An 18,380-nucleotide genomic window follows, 5' to 3' on the forward strand; every position below is an offset into this window, starting at 1 on the left:
CGTGAGAGGGGTTGAGTGATTCTATCGCCGGCCGGAAACAGGCGAACCGCCGACGTCAGGCCGATCTCTGCCATATCGGCCTCACCGGGGCGGATTGCCGGCGTACGGCGGCTGCGACGGCGACGGCAATAGGGGCCGGCAGCCGGCGGCAGCGAGCCGCGGGCCGAGAGCCCCGGAAGGGGTCAGCGGCCGGTGCCGGCGTAGACGGTGGCCTCGGTGTCGCTGTCGAGACCGAAGGCGGTGTGCACGACGCGAGCGGCCTGCGCGAGCTCGTCACCGCGGAGCACGACAGAGATGCGGATCTCCGAGGTCGAGATCATCTCGATGTTCACGCCCGCGGTCGACAGCGCCTCGAACAGCGTCGCGGACACACCGGAGTGGGTGCGCATACCGGCGCCGACGACGGAGAGCTTGCCGATCTGGTCGTCGTGCACGAGGCTCTCGAAACCGATGCTCGCCTGCTCGGCGGCGAGCGCCCGCAGGGCGGTCGCGGCATCCGACTTGGGCAACGTGAAGGAGATGTCGGTGCGCGCGGTCGCTGCCGCCGACACGTTCTGGACGATCATGTCGACGTTGGCCCCCGACTTGGCGATGACGGTGAAGATCTCCGCCGCCTTGCCGGGAACGTCGGGCACGCCGACGACGGTGATCTTGGCCTGGCTGAGATCGGTGGCGACGCCGGCGACGATGGGCTCTTCCATGGGGGACTCCTCTGTGCTGTCGGGAGCGAGGCTTTCGGGAACACTCATGCCGGGGCCCAGCACGAACGTGCCGCGGCCGGAGCTGAACGTCGAGCGGGCGTTGATCATCACGCCGTGGCGGCGCGCGTACTCGACGGCGCGGATGTAGAGCACCTTGGCGCCGTTGGCGGCCAGCTCGAGCATCTCCTCGGCGGAGACGACGTCGAGCTTGCGGGCCTTCGGCACGACGCGCGGGTCGGCGGTGAAGATGCCGTCGACGTCGCTGTAGATCTCGCAGACGTCGGCGTCGAGCGCGGCGGCGAGCGCAACGGCAGTGGTGTCGGAGCCGCCACGACCGAGAGTCGTGATGTCGCGGGTGTCCCGATTGAAGCCCTGGAAGCCGGCGACGATGACGATCGCACCCTCGTCAAGCGCCTCGCGCAGGCGCACGGGGGTGACGTCGACGATGCGCGCCGAGCCGTGGTCGGCGGTGGTGATCATTCCGGCTTGGCTGCCGGTGAACGATCGGGCTTCGAACCCCATCGAGTGGATGGCCATCGCCAGCAGCGCCATCGAGATGCGCTCGCCCGAGCTCAGCAGGATGTCCAGTTCGCGAGGCGCCGGGATCGGGGCGACCTGCGCGGCGAGGTCGATCAGCTCGTCGGTCGTGTCGCCCATCGCGCTCACGGCGACGACCACGTCGTGCCCGGCGCGGCGCGCATCGACGATGCGCTTGGCGACCCGCTTGATGCTCTCGGCGTCGGCGACGGACGAGCCGCCGTACTTCTGGACGATCAGCGCCACGTGTGGAACTCCTGAAGACATGTCGACGGGCACTCGGATGCCGCGCCCACCTCCCCATCCTAGGGATCGACGCATACCGCCGCCGCCATGTGACGGGCTCCCGGACGGGCGCCTCGCCAGGTCCGCAGAATGCGACGTACTCCGCATCCGATCGGCATCCCGGGTGCGGAGTTCATGACATTCTGCGGAGTTCGTGCGCGCTCAGCCCGCGGCCGCCGACGCGGCATAACGGTTGGCGACGACGGCGACGTCCTCCACGTAGGCCTCGAGGTGGTTGTACGCGAAGACCGCTGCCCGCCACGCGGCGGCGTCCGTCATCGCCGACACCCCGCAGAGATAGCGCGCCGTCGCGAGCGCGGCATCATCGATCTGGTTGGGGTCGGCGACACCGTCGCCGTTGCCGTCGGCACCCCAGCGTGACCATGTGTCGGGAATGAACTGCATCGGCCCGACCGCACGATCCCAGAGGGTGTCGCCGTCCCAGCGGCCGCCGTCCGTGTCGGCGATCGCGGCCACACCGTCGCCGTCGAGCGCGGGCCCCCGGATGGCGGGAACGGGGTTGCCGTCCTCGCCGAGCACCGCACCGCCGTGACGGCCGTGGTCGGACTCGATCCCTCCGATCGCCGCGAGGGTGTTCCAGCCGATCGCGCAGGAGGGCTGTTCGGTCACGATGCGCAGCTGCGCACTTGCGTACGCCCGCAGCGCGCGCGGGGGGATGCCGGTGGCCGCAGAGACGCGGGCGAGCCAGACCGGGTCGACCGACGCCACGGGCGCGAGCGGGGCCGACGACGCGGCCACCGCATCACCGGCGACGGGCGCGGCGGCCACGGCATCCTGTCTCACGGGCACCTCCACGAACGCGTCGACAGGGCGCTCCGCGGGTGACGCCGGCAGGACGGACGGCGCCGCCTCGACGTGCGTGAGGATGCCCCCGAGGAACACGGCGAGCAGCGCGACAGCGCCGAGCGCGAGTGCGCCCTCGCGCCACGACCACCGCCCACCCATCCGTGTCCCTGGCCTTGTCAGCCGAAACGGCCGTTGACGTAGTCGAAGGTGCGCGGGTCGATCGGCGACGAGAACATCGCGTCGGTGTCGCCGTGCTCGACGATGTGGCCGGGCTGGCCCTGCGAGGCGAGGAAGAACGCGCACTGCTGGGACACCCGCTGCGCCTGCTGCATGTTGTGGGTGACGATGACGATCGTGACCTCGCGCGCGAGCTCGGTCATCGTCTCTTCGATGACGCGCGTGGAGGTCGGGTCCAGCGCCGAACACGGCTCGTCCATCAGGAGCACCCGCGGCCGCACCGCGAGGGAACGCGCGATGCACAGGCGCTGCTGCTGTCCGCCGGAAAGCCCACCGCCGGGCGCGCGCAGGCGGTCCTTCAACTCGCGCCAGAGCCCGGCCTTGGTGAGGCACGTCTCGACGAGCATGTCCTTCTCACTGCGACTGGCACGGATGCCGGCGAGCTTCAGGCCCGCGACGACGTTGTCGTAGATCGACATGGCCGGGAAGGGGTTGGGCTTCTGGAAGACCATGCCGATCTTCTTGCGGGCATCCACGAGACGGTGGCCGGCGTCGTAGATGTCGTCGTGGTCCAGCAGCACCTCGCCGGCGAGGGATGCCGAGGGCACCAGTTCATGCATGCGGTTGAGGATGCGCAGGAACGTCGACTTCCCACAGCCGGACGGGCCGATGAGGGCCGTCACCTGGCCCGCGGGCATCTGCAGCGACACGTCGTGCAGGACCTGGTGATCGCCGAACCAGGCGGAGATGGAGCGCGCGTTGAGCTGCGACGGCGGCAGCAGGACGGCCGTCGCGGCGACGGCATCCGCATGCGTCACCGGGGCACCGCCGAGAGCGGCGGGTCCGCTCGGCGCGGGAGGGAGGGTGGACTCGCCACCGGCCATCACCGGCGCGGCGGGCACGGGAGCGCGTCCGCTCGTGCGTCCGAGGAAGCGCGGGCGGTTCGCGCGCTCGGCGCGGTGGGCTGCGCGGGACGGTTCGATGTCGTCAGACATGGGGGCTCCGAGTCAGAGGAGGTTGGGAAGCAGGCGGACGAGTTGATCGCAGACGAAGACGCTGGCCAGCAGCAGGATCGGCACGAAGACGATCCAGGTCTTCTGCGCGCCGACCCGGCGAAACGCCCAGACGGCGGCGATCTCGGCGGCGACGAGGAACTGCAGCGCGAAGACGAGCGCCCAGACGGTCGTCGTGTCCGTTGCAAGCGCCGCATGCGACGGCGGCAGCGTGATCGGGGTGGTCTGACGCGCGCCCGCAGGTTGGCCTTTATCGACGAGTCGAGCGTCGACGTAGGCGATCCCGGTCGGCACGTATGGCGCCCCGCGCGCGGTGAGCAGGATGAGACGACTCTCTCCACGGGCGGGCGCGGGCGGCGTCGGGTCGCCCGCGTAGCGGACTCCCAGCACTTCGAAGGTGTTCAACCCTTGCCCGGTGCGCACCTCGAACCGCTCCCCCGGCTGCAAGGACTGCAGACGCCCGAACGGGCCGCCGAACGCGGCGGCGCGGCCCATCACGACGCTGACGCCGACCTGGCCTGGCAGCACCGTGTCGCGGCGGTGGCCGGGGCCGCCGGCGAGGACACCCGATGATGTTCCCTCGGCGATCACCTCGTGCACCCCGAGCCGGGGGATGTCGATGATGGCGACGGGCGCGCCGTCGGTGAGGAGCACGTCGTTGAAGTCCCCCTCGCTGACCGGCGCCGTGCCCGCAGCGAGCTGTGCCCGGTAGGTGTCGAAGAGCTGCTGCTGGGCATAGGGAACGCTGGCAACGACGCCCGCGTTCGACGCTTCGGATGCCGCACCACTCAGCAGCGGGTCCGCGCCGCGCGTCGTGCGCCCCGGCACATCGGCCAGACCGAAGTCGAGGAGCCGGATGCCGCTCACCGTGCCGTCCGCGTCGGCGCTCGCGCTGGAGGTGAGCATGATGTTCGACGGCGTGATGTCGCGGTGGACGACGCCACCGGCGTGCGCGGCGCCGGTCGCGTCGAGGACGGCGGCGAAGACGGCCACGGCATCCACGATGGTCAATGGCCCGCGCTCTCGTACGGGGTCGGCGAGAGTGACGCCCTCGACGAGCTCCATCGCGATCCATGCAACGGGTGGATCACCCGGCGCGAGCCCCGCGTCGTAGACCTCGGCGATGTTCGGATGCGCGATCGCCTGCGCAGCCCGCACTTCTTCGAAGAACGCCTCCCAGGCGACCGGTCCAACGGCCAGATGCGGGTGCAGCAGCTTCACAGCCACGCGGCGCCCGTGCCGTGTGTCATCGGCTTCGAAGACGGCGGCCGTGCCGCCGCTTCCCCGGAGCTTCCGGAGACGGAACCGTTCGGCGATGAGGCCGTCGCTCATTGCAGGATCAGCGGGTCCACCGGTGCCGGCCGGCCGAGCCCGAGTTCGGTGGCGCGCGACGCGGTGGCGGCCAGCTCCTGCATGAGGCGCACCGCGAGAGCCGCAGCGCTCTCGGCGGCCGAGCGCTTCTCATAGCGACGAGCGCCCATTATCACGAGCGATCCGCGCGCGCTGACGAACCACCCGGTGCTGCGCAACCGGGGCGCCGGACTGGTGTGGATCTCGAACGTCGATGCCGCGCGCAACAGCTGCGCCAGATCGATGCGGGCCGCCCCCTCATCGGTGAACACACGGCATCCCCGTGCGATCTCGCGCCGGTTCTCGCTCACCAAACGCCATGCGACGGCGGGTTCGAGGGCCGGCAACGGCTCCTGACCACTCGCGAAGGGCCCGACGCCCGGATGCCCGGATGCGATCTCGGCGACGACGCGCATCCATTCGAGGGCGCTCCTGTGCGAAGCCGCGGGAAAATGCGCGTAGAGAAGACGCGCGGACATGATTCTCCCTTTCGCGACACCGGAGGTCGTGCACACGGCCGCGAGGGAAGAGTGGCGGTCCGAGGCGACAGCGACCGGACGCACCGGTGAACGCCGGGCGTCGATCCAGCGGACGAGGGGTAGCGCGTCGAGCCGGAGACGTGCGCGACCCTAGGGCGCGTACGGCGGCGCCTGACGTCGCAGACGCAGCCGACCTCCCGTCGCGGCGAACCAGCAGCCGATGAGCACGAGCGGAAAGCCGAGCAGCAGCCCCGGCGACAACGGCTCGCCGAGCAGGAGCACGCCCAGCAGGATCGCGACGACCGGGTTGACGTACGTGAACAGCGGCGCACGCACGGGACCGACCTCGCCGATGAGCGCGAAGAAGCCCAGGAAGGCCAGCGCGGTGCACAGGATGCCGAGGGCGACGAGCGACAGTCCGCTGCGGACGGTGGGAAGCTCGTGCTGGGTCAGCAGCGCGAACGGCAGGTAGGCGAGGCCGACCGCGACCAGGGACAGGGTGATGGTGCCGAGCGAGGGGACCTGAGCGAGCTTGGTGGCGATGATGAACGGCGCGATCGCGTAGAGCAGGGCGACGAGCAGGACCTGGGCGATGGCCCCCAGCGCCTGCGCCGGCTCGGCGACGGCGAGTCCGGGGCCGGCGACGATGACCACCAGGCCGGCGAAGCCGACGACGAGTCCGACGGCGCGGGCCGGACTCAGGGCGGACCGGTCGCCGCGCACGAGGGCGATCCCGGTGGCGAACAGCGGGACCGTCGCCACCAGCAGACCGGTGAGCCCGGACGGCAGCGTCTGCTCCGCGTGCCCCAACAAGAGGAAAGGCCCGGCCATTTCGATGGCCCCGAAGGCCAGCACCCACGGCCAGAGCGCCAGCGCCGGCCGAAGGGCTCGGCGTCGCAGGGCGATGGGCAGCAGCACCGCCGCGCCGAGCAGGGTGCGGCCCGCGACGACGGCGGCCGGTGTCAGCGAGTCGACCGCCTCTTTGATGAACAGGTACGGGATGCCCCACAGCACCGCCATCAGCGCGTACAGCGCCCAGGCACGACCGGAGACGGCCGGCGCCATCAGACGGCCCGGCGCCCCTCGAAGGCGCGGCCGAGGGTGACCTCGTCGGCGTACTCGAGGTCGCCGCCCACCGGAAGACCGGACGCCAACCGGGTCACGTGGATCTCGAGGGTGTGCAGGAGCCGGCTGAGGTAGGTCGCGGTGGCCTCTCCTTCGAGGTTCGGGTTCGTCGCGAGGATGACCTCCTGCACCGTGCCGTCGGCGAGGCGCTGCATCAACTGTGTGATGCGCAGGTCGTCGGGTCCGATGCCGGCGATCGGGCTGATGGCGCCGCCGAGCACGTGGTAGAGCCCACGGAACTCGCGCGTGCGCTCGATGGCCGAAACGTCCTTCGCATCCTCGACCACGCAGATGAAGGTCTGATCACGACGGGGATCGCGGCAGATCGCACAGCGTTCCTGCTCACTCACGTTGCCGCAGATCTCGCAGAAGCGCACGCGTTCGCGAAGCTCACCGAGCAGGTGCGACAGACGCGCGACGTCGAACGTCGGAGTCTGAAGGATATGGAACGCGATCCGCTGCGCCGACTTCGGCCCGATGCCGGGAAGGCGGCCGAACTCGTCGATGAGGTCTTGGACGATGCCGTCGTACATGGCTTAGCTGAACCTCGTCGGCGGTGTGTACGGCTCCTCGCGCACGAACGTCGCCCCCAGCACTTGGCGGACGACCGCCTCACCGACGCGTTCGATGCCGCCGGAACGGGGTGCGCGGGGCGGCGCAGGGCGTTCGACGGCGACGGGCGCGCGCGGCGGCAGCGGAGCGTCGTCCAACGGCGGCGGGAACTCGTCCTCGTCGGGGGCGTCGTCGTCGGTGTGCGTGTACTCCGTCGTCGCGGGCAGCACGGTGCCGTCCCGCGGGATCGTCAATGTACGCACCGGCTCGGCGGTGGCGTCCTCGGGCTCTTCGTCGACTGCCAGCCCGACCGCGGCAGGAGCAGCGGTGGCGAGAGCGGACGCCGCCGTCGCACCCCCCGCGGGCTCGCTCGGCGCCGAAGCCTGTGGCGCGGGGTCACTCGGAATCCGTGCCACTGCCCACTCCGTCACCGGCGCGGCAGCGGACGATGCGATGGTCGGCGTCGATCGAGGCCGCTCACCGCCGTCGGAGCGGGTCGCTCCAGAGGAGCCGCCGTCGGCGCGAGGCCCGTCGGCCGGTGGAGTCGGAGAACCCGAGGCGGGCGGCTCGGCGGTCGCATCGGCGTCGAACCGCGCCACGTACTTCACGCGGATGCCGAGAACCTCGCGGATCGCACCGCGCAGGTCTTCGCTGGGGCCCTTGCCCGCCGCGAGCTTCTTGAACGCGGCGACATCCGCCTGGGTGCGGAAGCTCAGCGTCAGCACGTCGTCGGCGAACGCGACCGGGGTGGCGTCGACGGCGATCATCCACGACGATCGGCTCACGGGCTCGAGGCGCTGGAGGATCTCCGGCCACGCATCGCGCACCTGCGCGAGGGTGACCGGGCCGGACGGCGCGACCGGGGCGGGCGCGGGCGATGCGGGCGTGGGCTCGGGATCGGGATCGGCGACAACCGGCGCGGGGTCGGGGCGTTTCGACTCGCTCGCTCGCTCAACGACCGGAACCACCGGCGCCTCGGGGGCGCCCGACACCGCGGGAGGCGCGGCGGGCGTCGCGGGAGGCGCAGCGGGCGTCGCGGCAGGCACGGCGGCGGCATCGGCGGTGTGGGCCAGCACCCGTGCCACGAGCAGCTCGAGCTGCAGGCGCGGAGACGTCGCCCCGCTCATGTCATCGAGGGCACCGACGACGAGATCGGCGATGCGCGAGAGACGATCGGTGCCGAAGGCAGAGGCCTGACGGCCCATCCGCTCGAGCTCGTCGGCGGGGATGCCGCGCAGCACCGCCCCGGCACCCTCTCCCGTGGCAGCCACGATGATGAGGTCGCGCAGCCGTTCGAGAAGATCGTCGACGAACCGGCGCGGATCCTGCCCGGTCTGCACGACCCGATCGATGGCAGCGAAGGCGGCGGCCGCGTCGTGCGCAGCGAATGCGGTGACGACCTCGTCGAGCAGCGCGCCGTGGGTGTACCCCAGCAGCGCGACGGCGCGCTCGTACCGCACCGTCGCCCCGTTCTCGCCGTCCACGGGGTCGGAGCCGGCGATGAGCTGATCGAGCAGCGACAGGGTGTCGCGTGGCGAGCCGCCGCCGGCCCGCACCACCAGCGGAAGCACGCCGGCTTCGGTCTGCACCCCTTCCTGGACGCAGAGCTGTTCGACGTACTCGAGCATCGCCGCGGGTGCGACCAGGCGGAAGGGATAGTGGTGGGTGCGCGAGCGGATCGTGCCGATGACCTTCTCGGGCTCGGTGGTGGCGAAGATGAACTTGACGTGCTCCGGCGGCTCCTCGACGAGCTTGAGCAGGGCGTTGAAGCCCTGCGCGGTCACCATGTGCGCCTCGTCGAGGATGAAGATCTTGAAGCGGTCGCGCGCGGGTGCGAAGATCGCGCGCTCGCGCAGATCGCGGGCGTCGTCGACACCGTTGTGTGATGCCGCGTCGATCTCGACCACATCGAGTGAACCTCCGCCGCCGCGGCTGAGCTCGACACAGCTGTCGCAGACACCACAGGGCGTGTCGGTCGGGCCGGCCGCGCAGTTCAAGCAGCGCGCGAGGATGCGGGCCGACGTCGTCTTGCCGCAGCCGCGCGGACCGCTGAAGAGGTAGGCGTGGCCGACGCGGTCGCTGCGCAGCGCCGTCATGAGCGGTTCGGTGACCTGCGCCTGCCCGATCATCTCGCCGAACGTTTCCGGTCGGTAGCGGCGGTACAGGGCGGTGGTCACCAGAACAGACTACGGTGTGCTCCCGACATCCAGGTCGGGAACATCGCCGGGTGCGGGGCGTTGAAGAGGACATGAGCATCGACGTCCCCACCGCGACGGCGGACGTCATCGTCATCGGTGCCGGCCAGGCGGGCCTGTCGGCCGCTTACCATCTGCGTCGCCGCGGCTTCGTCCCCGCGCCCGGCGACGGCGACGCCCGCACCTTCGCGGTGCTCGACGCCGACGCCGCCCCCGGCGGGGCGTGGCAGCATCGCTGGCGGTCACTGCGCATGGGAACGGTCAACGGCATCTACGAGCTTCCGGGCGCACCCGTGCCGCCCGCCGATCCGACGGCGCCGAGCGCGGACGTGCTGCCCGCGTACTTCGCGGACTACGAGCGTCGCTTCGATCTGCGCGTGCACCGTCCGGTGATCGTGCGCGCGGTTCGCCGTGTCGACGACCCGAACGGTCTCCTGCGCATCGAGACCGACCGAGGCGTATGGTTCGCGCGGTACGTCATCAACGCGACGGGGACCTGGCGACGCCCCTTCTGGCCGCACTATCCCGGACAGCACGATTTCGCCGGACGCCAGCTGCACGTCCACGACTACGTGTCGGCCGAGGAGTTCGCCGGTCGCCGGGTCGTCATCGTCGGCGCGGGCATCTCCGCCGTGCAGCTGCTGGAGGAGATCTCGCGCGTCGCCGACACGTTCTGGGTGACGCGGCGCGAGGTGCGGTGGGATGCCGCGGAGTTCGACACCGCGGCCCGTGTGGCGGCGATCGCCGGCGTGGAGGAGCGCGTGCGGCGCGGCGAGCCGCCCGGGAGCGTCATCTCGGTGACCGGACAGCACTGGACGCCGTGGGCCCGCGCCGCCGACGAGCGCGGCGTCCTCGTGCGGCATCCGATGTTCGCGCGCATCGAGGAGCACGGCGTACGGATGCCGGACGGCACGTTCGAGCCGGCCGACGTCATCCTGTGGGCCACGGGCTTCCGGGCCGACATCGCCCACCTCGCCCCGCTCGGGCTGCGGACCGGCGCTGGCGGCATCCGCGTGGCGAACGGCCGCGCGATCGACGACCCGCGACTGTTTCTCATCGGCTACGGCCCCTCCCAGTCGACCGTCGGGGCCAACCGCGCCGGGCGCGACGCGGTGCGCGCCATCGCGGCCGAGACGGATGCGCACCGCAGCCCTGGTGCGGGCCCATCGGTGTCGCGCACCGTCGCCTCCGCGACGGCGTGACGGGACTCAGGAGTCGATGCCGAGGTTCGCGTCGTCACCCGGCATCGCCCCGACGATCGGGATGCTGCCGGTGATCACCGGAATCGAGGTCGTCATCGTCGGCACGGAAGCCGATAGCAACGTGCCGTCCTCGCGCAGGGCGTCGCCGATGTCGCTGATCCTGGGACGACCCGACAGCTCGGGCCCCTGACCGCGCAGCGGCACCGTCAGCGTCGACTCCGCTCCGACGACGAACGTCTCGCCGCGCACCGAGAAGGAGACCGGCTCGCCGGCACCGGCATCCACGCGCAGCTGCTCCGCGGTGATCTCGATCTTCAGCGGCGTGCCCTGCCAGTGCAGGGTGAACGACAGTGACGGCCAGGCCTTGGGCAGGCGCGGATCGAAGCTCAGCTCGCCGTAGTGATCCCGCATGCCGCCGAAGCCTGCGACCAGCGCGGTCCAGACACCGCCGGCGGAGGCCACGTGCACCCCGTCGGACGCGTTGTGGTGCAGGTCGCCGAGGTCGACGAAGATCGACTGCGAGAAGTACTCGAGAGCCAGATCCTGGTACCCGACCTCTGCCGCAAGGATCGCCTGGACGACCGCCGACAGCGTCGAATCTCCCGTCGTCAGCGGGTCGTAGTACTCGAAGTCGGCCAGCTTCTCCTCGTCGGTGAAGTGATTGCCCTGCAGGTACAGCGCCAACACGACATCGGCCTGCTTGAGCACTTGATAGCGGTAGATCACCAGCGGGTGGAAGTGCAGCAGGAGCGGGCGCTGCTCCGGCGGCGTGTTCTCCAGATCCCACACCTCACGCTCGAGGAACACCTCGTCCTGAGGATGGATGCCGAGGCCCTCGCTGTACGGGATGTGCATCGCTTCCGCGGCGGCATCCCACGCGTCGGCCTCCGCCGGGTCGAACGAGAGCCGCTCCACCATCTGCGCGTAGTGCTCCGGCGCATCCTGCGCCATCTCACGCACGATACGCGCCGCGAAACGCAGGTTGAAGCGCGCCATCACGTTCGTGAACAGGTTGTCGTTGACGACCGTCGTGTACTCGTCGGGACCGGTGACGCCGTGGATGTGGAACACCTCGGGCTGGCCGTCCTCGGTGAAACGCCAGAACCCGAGCGTGGCCCAGAGCCGCGCCGTCTCGACGGCGATGTCCACGCCCTCGCGGTACAGGAACTCGTCGTCGCCCGTGGCACGCACGTACTTGGCGAGCGCGAAGCTGACGTCGGCGTTGATGTGGTACTGCGCGGTACCGGCGGCGTAGTAGGCCGACGCCTCTTCACCGCTGATCGTGCGCCACGGGAAGAGGGCCCCCGCCTCGTTGAGCTGAGCGGCCCGACGACGCGCGGCCGGCAGCATGAGGTAGCGCATCCGCAGCGCGTTGCGAGCCCAGAGCGGGGTCGTGTACATGAGGAACGGGAGCACGTAGATCTCGGTGTCCCAGAAGTAGTGACCGCTGTACCCCGAGCCCGACACGCCCTTCGCGGGAACGCCCTGACCGTCGGCGCGGGCCGCTGCCTGCGCGAGCTGGAACAGACACCAGCGTGTCGCCTGCTGCAGGTCGTCGTGACCGCCGATGGCGACGTCGGAACGGTCCCAGAACGCGTCCATCCAGGCCCGCTGGCGCTCGAACTGCCGAGAGACGCCCTCGGCACCCACGCGATCGAGCGCGCGGCGACCCCGATCGACGAGCTCGCGCGCGGGGACGCCGCGCGACGTGTGGTAGCTGACGAGCTTCGTGACCGTCACCGGCACGCCCGCCTTCGCCTGCACGCGATACACGTTCTTCGCGATGTCGGGTTCGATGAGCGTGCGGGACGAGTACGCGTTCTCGGTGTCGACGACGTGGTCGGCGACGACCGCCATCGTCATCCCCGACGCGTTCACCCGGTACGACAGCGCGACGCGGTCGCCGTCCTGCCAGTACTCCTCGGGGTGCAGGACGCGATCTTCGATCTTCTCCGCCTTGCGCGGGTCGAAGCCCTTCTTCGCAGCGCCCCCGGGCGCCGAGCCGCCGTAGACGTCTTGCCCGTCCTGACGGTTGACGATCTGGCAGCTCACCGTCACCGGGGCGTCGCTGTTGAGCACCGTCACGGTGACGCGCATGACCGCGAGATGACGCTCCTCGAAGGAGACCATCCGCTCGAAGTCGATCACGACGTCCTTGCCGCTCGGCGTCATCCACCGGACGTGACGCGTGAGCGTGCCCGCGCGCATGTCCAACGCGCGCTCGTACTCGCGGACGTCGGCGACGTCGAACGACAGGGGCTCATCGTCGACGTAGACGCGCATGACCTTGGCGTCCGGAGCGTTGATGATCGTCTGCCCGACCTCGGCGAAACCGTACGCCTGCTCCGCGTGACGGATCGGGAAGATCTCGTGGAAGCCGTTGATGAACGTGCCGTGCTCGTGCGCGTGCCGTCCCTCGGGCTGATTGCCGCGCAGGCCCAGATAGCCATTGCCGAGCGCGAACAGCGTCTCGGTGACCCCCACGTCCTCGAGGGAGAAGCGCGTCTCCACGAGGCGCCACGGGTCGATCGGAAAACGGTCGCGATCCATCCTGTCCATCCTTTCGTCGGAAGGGCCGGTCATCGGGTGACGAAAGCCGAGAGATCGTCGACGACGAGCGTCGCGCCGAGATCGAGCAGGGCCTGCGCCCCGGCGCCGCGGTCGACGCCCACGACGAGGCCGAAGCCGGCGGCCGCCGCCGACGCGACGCCGGAGTGGGCGTCTTCGACCGCCGCGCTGCGGGCGGGATCGACGCCGAGCATGCGGGCGCCGGCCGCGAACATGTCGGGGGCGGGCTTGGAGCGCAGCCCCTCGCGCGCCGAGACCACCCCGTCGACGACGACCGGGAAGAAGTCGCGGATCCCTGCGATCGTCAGCACCTCTTCGGCGTTCTTCGAGCTCGACACCACACCGATCGGGGTGCCGGCGGCGTGGAGCTGCTCGATCAGCTCGAGAGAGCCCGGATACGGGGCGATGCCGTCGGTGCGCAGCACGCGGGCGAACACCTCGTTCTTGCGGTTGCCGATGCCGCAGACCGTGTCGGCGGTGGTCGGATCGGAGGGGTCGCCCCACGGCACCTCGACGTCACGGGAGCGCAGGAGGCTCGCGACGCCGTCGTAGCGCTGCTTTCCGTCGAGGTAGCGGAAGTAGTCGTCCTCCGTGTACGGCGGCTCGATCCCCCACGAGCTGAACAGCTCGGTGAACATCGACTGCCACGCGTGCATGTGCACGTCGGCCGTCGGCGTCAGCACGCCGTCCAGGTCGAAGAGCACGCCGTCGAGTGCGCGCAGGTCGGGAAGCTCGGGAAGCTCGGCTGTCACGGGTTCAGCGTAGTGGCCCGGGTGTGACCCGCGCGTCACGATGCGACGACGGCGAGCGTCTGCCGGGCGATCTCCAGCTCTTCGTTCGTGGGGACCACGAGGACGGTGACCGAGGAGTCGTCGGCGGAGATGGTGCGGATGCCGCGCTCGCGCGCCTCGTTGCGCTCCGGATCGAGACGGATGCCGAGGAAGCCCAGGGTCGCCATCGCCTCCGCACGCACGAGCGGCGAGTTCTCCCCCACCCCGGCGGTGAACGAGATGACATCCACGCCGCCGAGCTGGGCGATGTAGGCGCCGATGTAGGCTCGCAGCCGGTGGATGTAGACGTCGAAGGCGAGCATCGCCGCCCCCGCGCCCTCGGCACGGCGGTCCTCGATGTCGCGCATGTCGGACACGCCGGCGAGGCCCACCATGCCGCTGCGCTTGTTGAGGAACTCGTCCAGTTCGCCCGGGCTCATCTCCTCGCGGCGCGCCAGCACGAGCAGCACCGACGGATCGAGGTCGCCGGAGCGGGTCCCCATGACGAGGCCCTCCAGCGGCGTGAGTCCCATGGAGGTGTCGACGGAGTGCCCACCGTCGATCGCCGTGATCGAGGCGCCGTTGCCCAGGTGCAGCACGAGCTGCTTGAGCTCTCGCAGAGGCCGCTCCACATACGCCGCGGCGGCCTCGCTGACGAACTTGTGACTGGTGCCGTGGAAGCCGTAGCGGCGGATGCGGTGCTTGCGCGCGATCGTCTGGTCGATCGCATAGGTGTACGCCGCCGGCGGGAGGGTCTGGTGGAACGCCGTGTCGAACACCGCGATGTGCGGCAGCGCGGGGAAGGCCGCACGGGCTGCGCGGATGCCCTGCAGCGCGCCGGGGTTGTGCAGCGGCGCGAGCACCGACAGCTCGTCGATGTTGATCTCGACCAGATCGTCGATCAGCGTCGGGCGGAAGAAGCGGGCGCCGCCCTGGACGACGCGGTGCCCCACCGCCGACGGCGGGGTCTCGACCAGCGACGGACCGTACTCCTCGAACGCGTCGAGCATCACGCGGAAGCCGGCGGTGTGGTCGGGGATCGGCAGTTCGCGCGAGTGATCGGCATCCCCCACCTTGTGGCGGGCCGAGCCGGTCTCCTGTCCGATGCGCTCGACGAGACCCGACGCGAGCGCCGTCTGGGACTCGACGTCGACGAGCTGATACTTGAACGACGAGGAGCCGCTGTTGATGACGAGGACGACGGTCATGCGTTGTTTCCCTGCTGCTGGTTCTGCGCCTGGATCGCCGTGATGGCGATCGTGTTGACGATGTCTTCGACCAGCGCACCGCGCGACAGGTCGTTGATGGGCTTGTTGAGTCCCTGGAGCACCGGCCCCATGGCGACCGCGCCGGCGGAGCGCTGCACCGCCTTGTAGGTGTTGTTGCCGGTGTTGAGGTCGGGGAAGACGAACACGGTCGCCCGTCCCGCGACGGCGGAGTCGGGCATCTTCGCCTTGGCGACGGCAGCGTCGGCCGCGGCGTCGTACTGGATCGGGCCTTCGACCAGCAGCTCGGGGGCGCGCTCGCGGACGAACGCCGTGGCTTCGCGGACCTTGTCGACGTCCTCCCCCGACCCGGACTCGCCGGTGGAGTACGACAGCATCGCGATGCGCGGCTCGATGCCGAACTGACGTGCCGTGGCGGCCGACGAGATGGCGATGTCCGACAGCTGCGCGGCGGTCGGGTCGGGGATCACGGCGCAGTCACCGTAGACGAGCACGCGGTCGGCGAGCGCCATGAGGAACACACTGGAGACGACTGAGACGCCCGGGCGCGTCTTGATGATCTCGAACGCGGGTCGGATGGTGTGCGCCGTCGTGTGGGCGGCACCCGACACCATGCCGTCGGCCAGCCCCAGGTGCACCATCATCGTGCCGAAGTACGACACGTCGGTGATGGTGTCGGCCGCCTTCTCGTACGTGATGCCCTTGTGCTTGCGCAGCTCGGCGTACTCCTCGGCGAAGCGGTGCACGATCTGCGGGTCGAACGGGCTCAGCACCTGCGCGGCGCTCAGGTCGAGGCCGAGCTCCACCGCGCGACCACGCACCTCCGCCTCGTCGCCGAGGATCGTCAGGTCGGCGATGCCACGGGCGAGCACGGTGGCCGCCGCCCTCAGCACGCGGTCGTCGCCGCCTTCCGGCAGCACGATGCGCTTACGGCCGGTACGGGCGCGCTCCAGGAGCTGGTACTCGAACATCAGCGGCGTCACGACGGTGGAATGGGCCAATCCCAGAGCACGCGTGAACTCGTCGGTGTCGACGTGCTGCTCGAACAGGGCCAGCGCCGTGTCGTAGCGGCGCTGCGAGCCGGCCGCGAGGCGGCCACGCGTGCTCATGACCCGGACGGCCGTGTCGTAGGTGTCCAGGTCGGTCTGGATGATCGGCAGCGGCGAGTCGAGCCCCACCATGAGGTCCTGCACGGCCGGCGGCAGCGGGAACGGACCGTTGAGGATGATGCCCGCGATCGAGGGGAAGGTGCCCGACGAGTTCGCCAGCAGCAGTCCGAGCAGCACCTCGGTGCGATCGGCCGGCACGATGACGATGGCACCCTCGGTGAGGCGCGGGAGGATGTTGTTGAGCGACATGCCCGCGACGACCACGTCCAGCACTTCGCGCACGAGCAGCGCCTCGTCACCGCGCAGGAGCGTGCCGCCGAGGGCGAGCATGATGTCGCGGACGGCCGGCGCGACGAGGAACACGTCTTCGGGGATGGACCACACCGCGACCTCGGCCTCACGATTGCCGTCGACGGCGGGCACGCCGCGCACGACGTCGCCGATCGCCGCGTTGATCTCGTCGAGGTGCGCGGGGTCGGCGCGGTTGGTGATGACCGCGAACAGCTCGGCGCGCTGGTGCGTGATGTCGGTGAGGGCGAGTTCGGTGAGCTGCGCCAGCTGCTGCGGCGTGCGCGGAACGCTCACCCCGAGGCGGTCGCCCTGGTCTGCCCGACCGTTGAGCACGACCAGCACGGGAGCGCCGAGGTTCGCCGCGATGCGGGCATTGTAGCCGAGCTCGCTGGTCGAGCCGACGTCCGTGAAGTCGCTGCCGACCACGACGACCGCGTCGCACTTCGCCTCGACGGCCTTGAACCGCTCGACGATGCGCGAGAGCGCGGCATCCGGGTCTCGTCGCACGTCGTCGTAGGTGACGCCCACGGCCTCCTCGTAGTCGAGGTCGACGCCGATGTGATCGAGGAGCATCTCGAGCACGTAGTCGCGTTCGTCGATCGAACGGGCGATGGCCCGGAACACGCCCACTCGGGGAGTGGAACGGGTCAGTGCGTCGAGCACTCCGAGGACGATGGTCGATTTGCCGGACAGCCCCTCGGTGGAGGTGATGTAGATGCTCTGCGCCACGGGTTCCAGCCTAGGTGGGGGGCGCTGCGGCCCGGCAGGGATCTGCCGGAGAAAACCTTGGGGCGGGACGGAAGCCGGACGGATGCCGGGCAAAAGAAAGACTCTCCGCGAACCCGGCAGAGCCTGGTTACCCTTGCTACGTTTCCGTCCTGGGGGAGTTGGCCTGGGTGCCGCCTCGCGGAGAGCTGTATGCGAGTTTACCCGACGACCGGCCCATGCCTCGCCAGCCGGGTTAGCATCGAGCGAGCACCGCCGCTGAGACAGGGAGACGCATGCCCGACCACCCGCTCACCGCCGAATCGTTCGCTCGCGCGGCCGAGGCCGTCGAGTCCTCCATCACGCGCGTCATCGACGGCAAGCCGGATGCCGTGCGCGCCGCGCTCGTCTGCCTCCTCGCCGAAGGACACCTCCTCATCGAGGATGTGCCCGGCGTCGGCAAGACGATGCTGGCGCGGGCGCTGGCGGCATCCGTCGACGCGAGCGTACGCCGCATCCAGTTCACGCCCGACCTCCTCCCGGGCGACGTGACGGGAGTGAGCGTCTACAACCCGGTCGATCGCGAGTTCGAGTTCAAGCCGGGTGCCGTCTTCGCGCAGATCGTCATCGCCGACGAGATCAACCGGGCCTCTCCCAAGACGCAGTCGGCGCTTCTGGAGGCGATGGAGGAGCATCAGGTCACCGTCGACGGCACCAGCCACGCCCTGGCCGACCCGTTCCTGGTCGTCGCGACCCAGAACCCGCTCGAGATGGAGGGCACCTACGCCCTGCCTGAGGCGCAGCGCGACCGCTTCATGATGCGGATCTCGATGGGCTATCCGGATGCCGAGAACGAAGTCCTCATGCTGCGTCAGCGCGAGCGCGTCAACCCTCTCGACGCGCTCAGGCCCGTGCTCGGCGCCGCCGACGTGCGGGCGCTCATCGCCTGGGTGCGCGGAGTGCACGTCTCCCCCGCCGTCGAGGAATACGCCGTGGGCCTGTCGCGGGCGACACGGGAGCACCCCGACCTGCGCCTCGGGGCGAGCCCCCGAGCCACCCTGCAGCTCGTGCGCGCCGCGAAGGTGCGCGCGGCGCTCGACGGCCGAGAGTTCGTCATCCCGGACGACGTGGCGGCGCTCGTCGAGCCCGTCTTCGCCCATCGACTGATCGCCTCGCGCGGCACCGCATCGTCTCGGGGTCGCTCCGGCTCCGAGACGATCGGCACCGTGCTGCGCGCGATCGTCGGCGCCGTGAGCGTTCCGCTCGCGACCCGCTGATCGAGAGCACG

The 18,380-nt window shown here is 70.4% G+C and carries 14 protein-coding genes and 1 other RNA gene; 2 read left to right on the forward strand and 13 right to left on the reverse strand.

The window, feature by feature from the left end; translation table 11 throughout:
* Positions 1–182: 182 nt before the first annotated feature.
* From JOE53_RS09880 to JOE53_RS09915, 8 genes are all read right to left on the reverse strand, one after another.
* Positions 183–1,484 carry an aspartate kinase gene (locus JOE53_RS09880; RefSeq protein ID WP_204947569.1) on the reverse strand — a complete coding sequence of 434 codons (1,302 nt, stop codon included), beginning with the start codon at positions 1,482–1,484 and terminating at the stop codon, positions 183–185.
* 201 nt (positions 1,485–1,685) lie between these two features.
* The gene (locus JOE53_RS09885; protein ID WP_204947571.1) at positions 1,686–2,489 is read right to left on the reverse strand and encodes a lytic murein transglycosylase; all 804 of its coding nucleotides are present in this window, start codon (positions 2,487–2,489) and stop codon (positions 1,686–1,688) included.
* 17 nt (positions 2,490–2,506) lie between these two features.
* Entirely contained in the window at positions 2,507–3,289 is a 783-nt protein-coding gene (locus JOE53_RS09890; protein WP_233449989.1) for a phosphate ABC transporter ATP-binding protein, read from the reverse strand.
* Positions 3,290–3,514: 225 nt separating this feature from the next.
* The gene (locus JOE53_RS09895; protein WP_204947573.1) at positions 3,515–4,852 is read right to left on the reverse strand and encodes a protein kinase domain-containing protein; all 1,338 of its coding nucleotides are present in this window, start codon (positions 4,850–4,852) and stop codon (positions 3,515–3,517) included.
* Positions 4,849–5,349, reverse strand: coding sequence for a hypothetical protein (locus tag JOE53_RS09900; protein ID WP_204947574.1), 501 nt, complete (start codon positions 5,347–5,349; stop codon positions 4,849–4,851). Before JOE53_RS09900 ends, JOE53_RS09895 begins: the two co-directional genes overlap by 4 nt.
* A gap of 150 nt (positions 5,350–5,499) precedes the next feature.
* Entirely contained in the window at positions 5,500–6,414 is a 915-nt protein-coding gene (locus JOE53_RS09905; protein WP_204947575.1) for a DMT family transporter, read from the reverse strand.
* Positions 6,414–7,007 carry a recombination mediator RecR gene (gene recR / locus JOE53_RS09910; RefSeq protein ID WP_204947577.1) on the reverse strand — a complete coding sequence of 198 codons (594 nt, stop codon included), beginning with the start codon at positions 7,005–7,007 and terminating at the stop codon, positions 6,414–6,416. The genes JOE53_RS09905 and recR overlap by 1 nt, the downstream gene beginning before the upstream one ends.
* A gap of 3 nt (positions 7,008–7,010) precedes the next feature.
* Complete coding sequence (locus JOE53_RS09915; RefSeq protein ID WP_204947579.1) at positions 7,011–9,203, reverse strand: DNA polymerase III subunit gamma and tau; 2,193 nt, start codon at positions 9,201–9,203, stop codon at positions 7,011–7,013.
* A 71-nt stretch (positions 9,204–9,274) separates the two neighbouring features.
* Between JOE53_RS09915 and JOE53_RS09920 the strand changes: the two genes are divergently transcribed.
* A complete protein-coding gene (locus tag JOE53_RS09920) occupies positions 9,275–10,423 on the forward strand; it encodes an NAD(P)-binding domain-containing protein (protein WP_204947581.1) in 1,149 nt (382 codons plus the stop codon).
* A 6-nt stretch (positions 10,424–10,429) separates the two neighbouring features.
* On the opposite strand, the gene JOE53_RS09925 is transcribed toward JOE53_RS09920, so the two are convergent.
* The 5 genes from JOE53_RS09925 to ffs form a co-directional block, all read right to left on the reverse strand.
* Complete coding sequence (locus tag JOE53_RS09925; RefSeq protein WP_204947583.1) at positions 10,430–12,973, reverse strand: glycoside hydrolase family 65 protein; 2,544 nt, start codon at positions 12,971–12,973, stop codon at positions 10,430–10,432.
* A gap of 29 nt (positions 12,974–13,002) precedes the next feature.
* Entirely contained in the window at positions 13,003–13,743 is a 741-nt protein-coding gene (locus tag JOE53_RS09930; RefSeq protein WP_204947585.1) for an HAD family hydrolase, read from the reverse strand.
* Positions 13,744–13,778: 35 nt separating this feature from the next.
* Entirely contained in the window at positions 13,779–14,969 is a 1,191-nt protein-coding gene (locus JOE53_RS09935) for an acetate/propionate family kinase (protein ID WP_061682720.1), read from the reverse strand.
* Positions 14,966–17,116 carry a phosphate acetyltransferase gene (gene pta, locus JOE53_RS09940; RefSeq protein WP_061682718.1) on the reverse strand — a complete coding sequence of 717 codons (2,151 nt, stop codon included), beginning with the start codon at positions 17,114–17,116 and terminating at the stop codon, positions 14,966–14,968. The genes JOE53_RS09935 and pta overlap by 4 nt, the downstream gene beginning before the upstream one ends.
* A 93-nt stretch (positions 17,117–17,209) precedes the next feature.
* Positions 17,210–17,306: signal recognition particle sRNA small type (ffs, locus tag JOE53_RS09945), an RNA gene on the reverse strand.
* A gap of 82 nt (positions 17,307–17,388) precedes the next feature.
* On the opposite strand from ffs, the gene JOE53_RS09950 reads away from it, so the two are divergent.
* Positions 17,389–18,369: an AAA family ATPase gene (locus JOE53_RS09950; protein ID WP_204947586.1), complete on the forward strand. Its 981-nt coding sequence runs from the start codon at positions 17,389–17,391 to the stop codon at positions 18,367–18,369.
* The last annotated feature ends 11 nt before the right edge of the window (positions 18,370–18,380 follow it).

The sequence above is a fragment of the Microbacterium laevaniformans genome (assembly GCF_016907555.1).
GTDB lineage: Bacteria > Actinomycetota > Actinomycetes > Actinomycetales > Microbacteriaceae > Microbacterium > Microbacterium laevaniformans.

Bases quoted from the DNA above. Each gene is read 5' to 3' on its own strand.
- JOE53_RS09935 (WP_061682720.1), bottom strand. From the start codon at position 14,969: ATGACCGTCGTCCTCGTCATCAACAGCGGCTCCTCGTCGTTCAAGTAT.
- recR (WP_204947577.1), bottom strand. From the start codon at position 7,007: ATGTACGACGGCATCGTCCAAGACCTCATCGACGAGTTCGGCCGCCTT.
- JOE53_RS09885 (WP_204947571.1), bottom strand. From the start codon at position 2,489: ATGGGTGGGCGGTGGTCGTGGCGCGAGGGCGCACTCGCGCTCGGCGCT.
- JOE53_RS09925 (WP_204947583.1), bottom strand. From the start codon at position 12,973: ATGGATCGCGACCGTTTTCCGATCGACCCGTGGCGCCTCGTGGAGACG.
- JOE53_RS09905 (WP_204947575.1), bottom strand. From the start codon at position 6,414: ATGGCGCCGGCCGTCTCCGGTCGTGCCTGGGCGCTGTACGCGCTGATG.
- JOE53_RS09920 (WP_204947581.1), top strand. From the start codon at position 9,275: ATGAGCATCGACGTCCCCACCGCGACGGCGGACGTCATCGTCATCGGT.
- JOE53_RS09900 (WP_204947574.1), bottom strand. From the start codon at position 5,349: ATGTCCGCGCGTCTTCTCTACGCGCATTTTCCCGCGGCTTCGCACAGG.
- JOE53_RS09895 (WP_204947573.1), bottom strand. From the start codon at position 4,852: ATGAGCGACGGCCTCATCGCCGAACGGTTCCGTCTCCGGAAGCTCCGG.
- JOE53_RS09950 (WP_204947586.1), top strand. From the start codon at position 17,389: ATGCCCGACCACCCGCTCACCGCCGAATCGTTCGCTCGCGCGGCCGAG.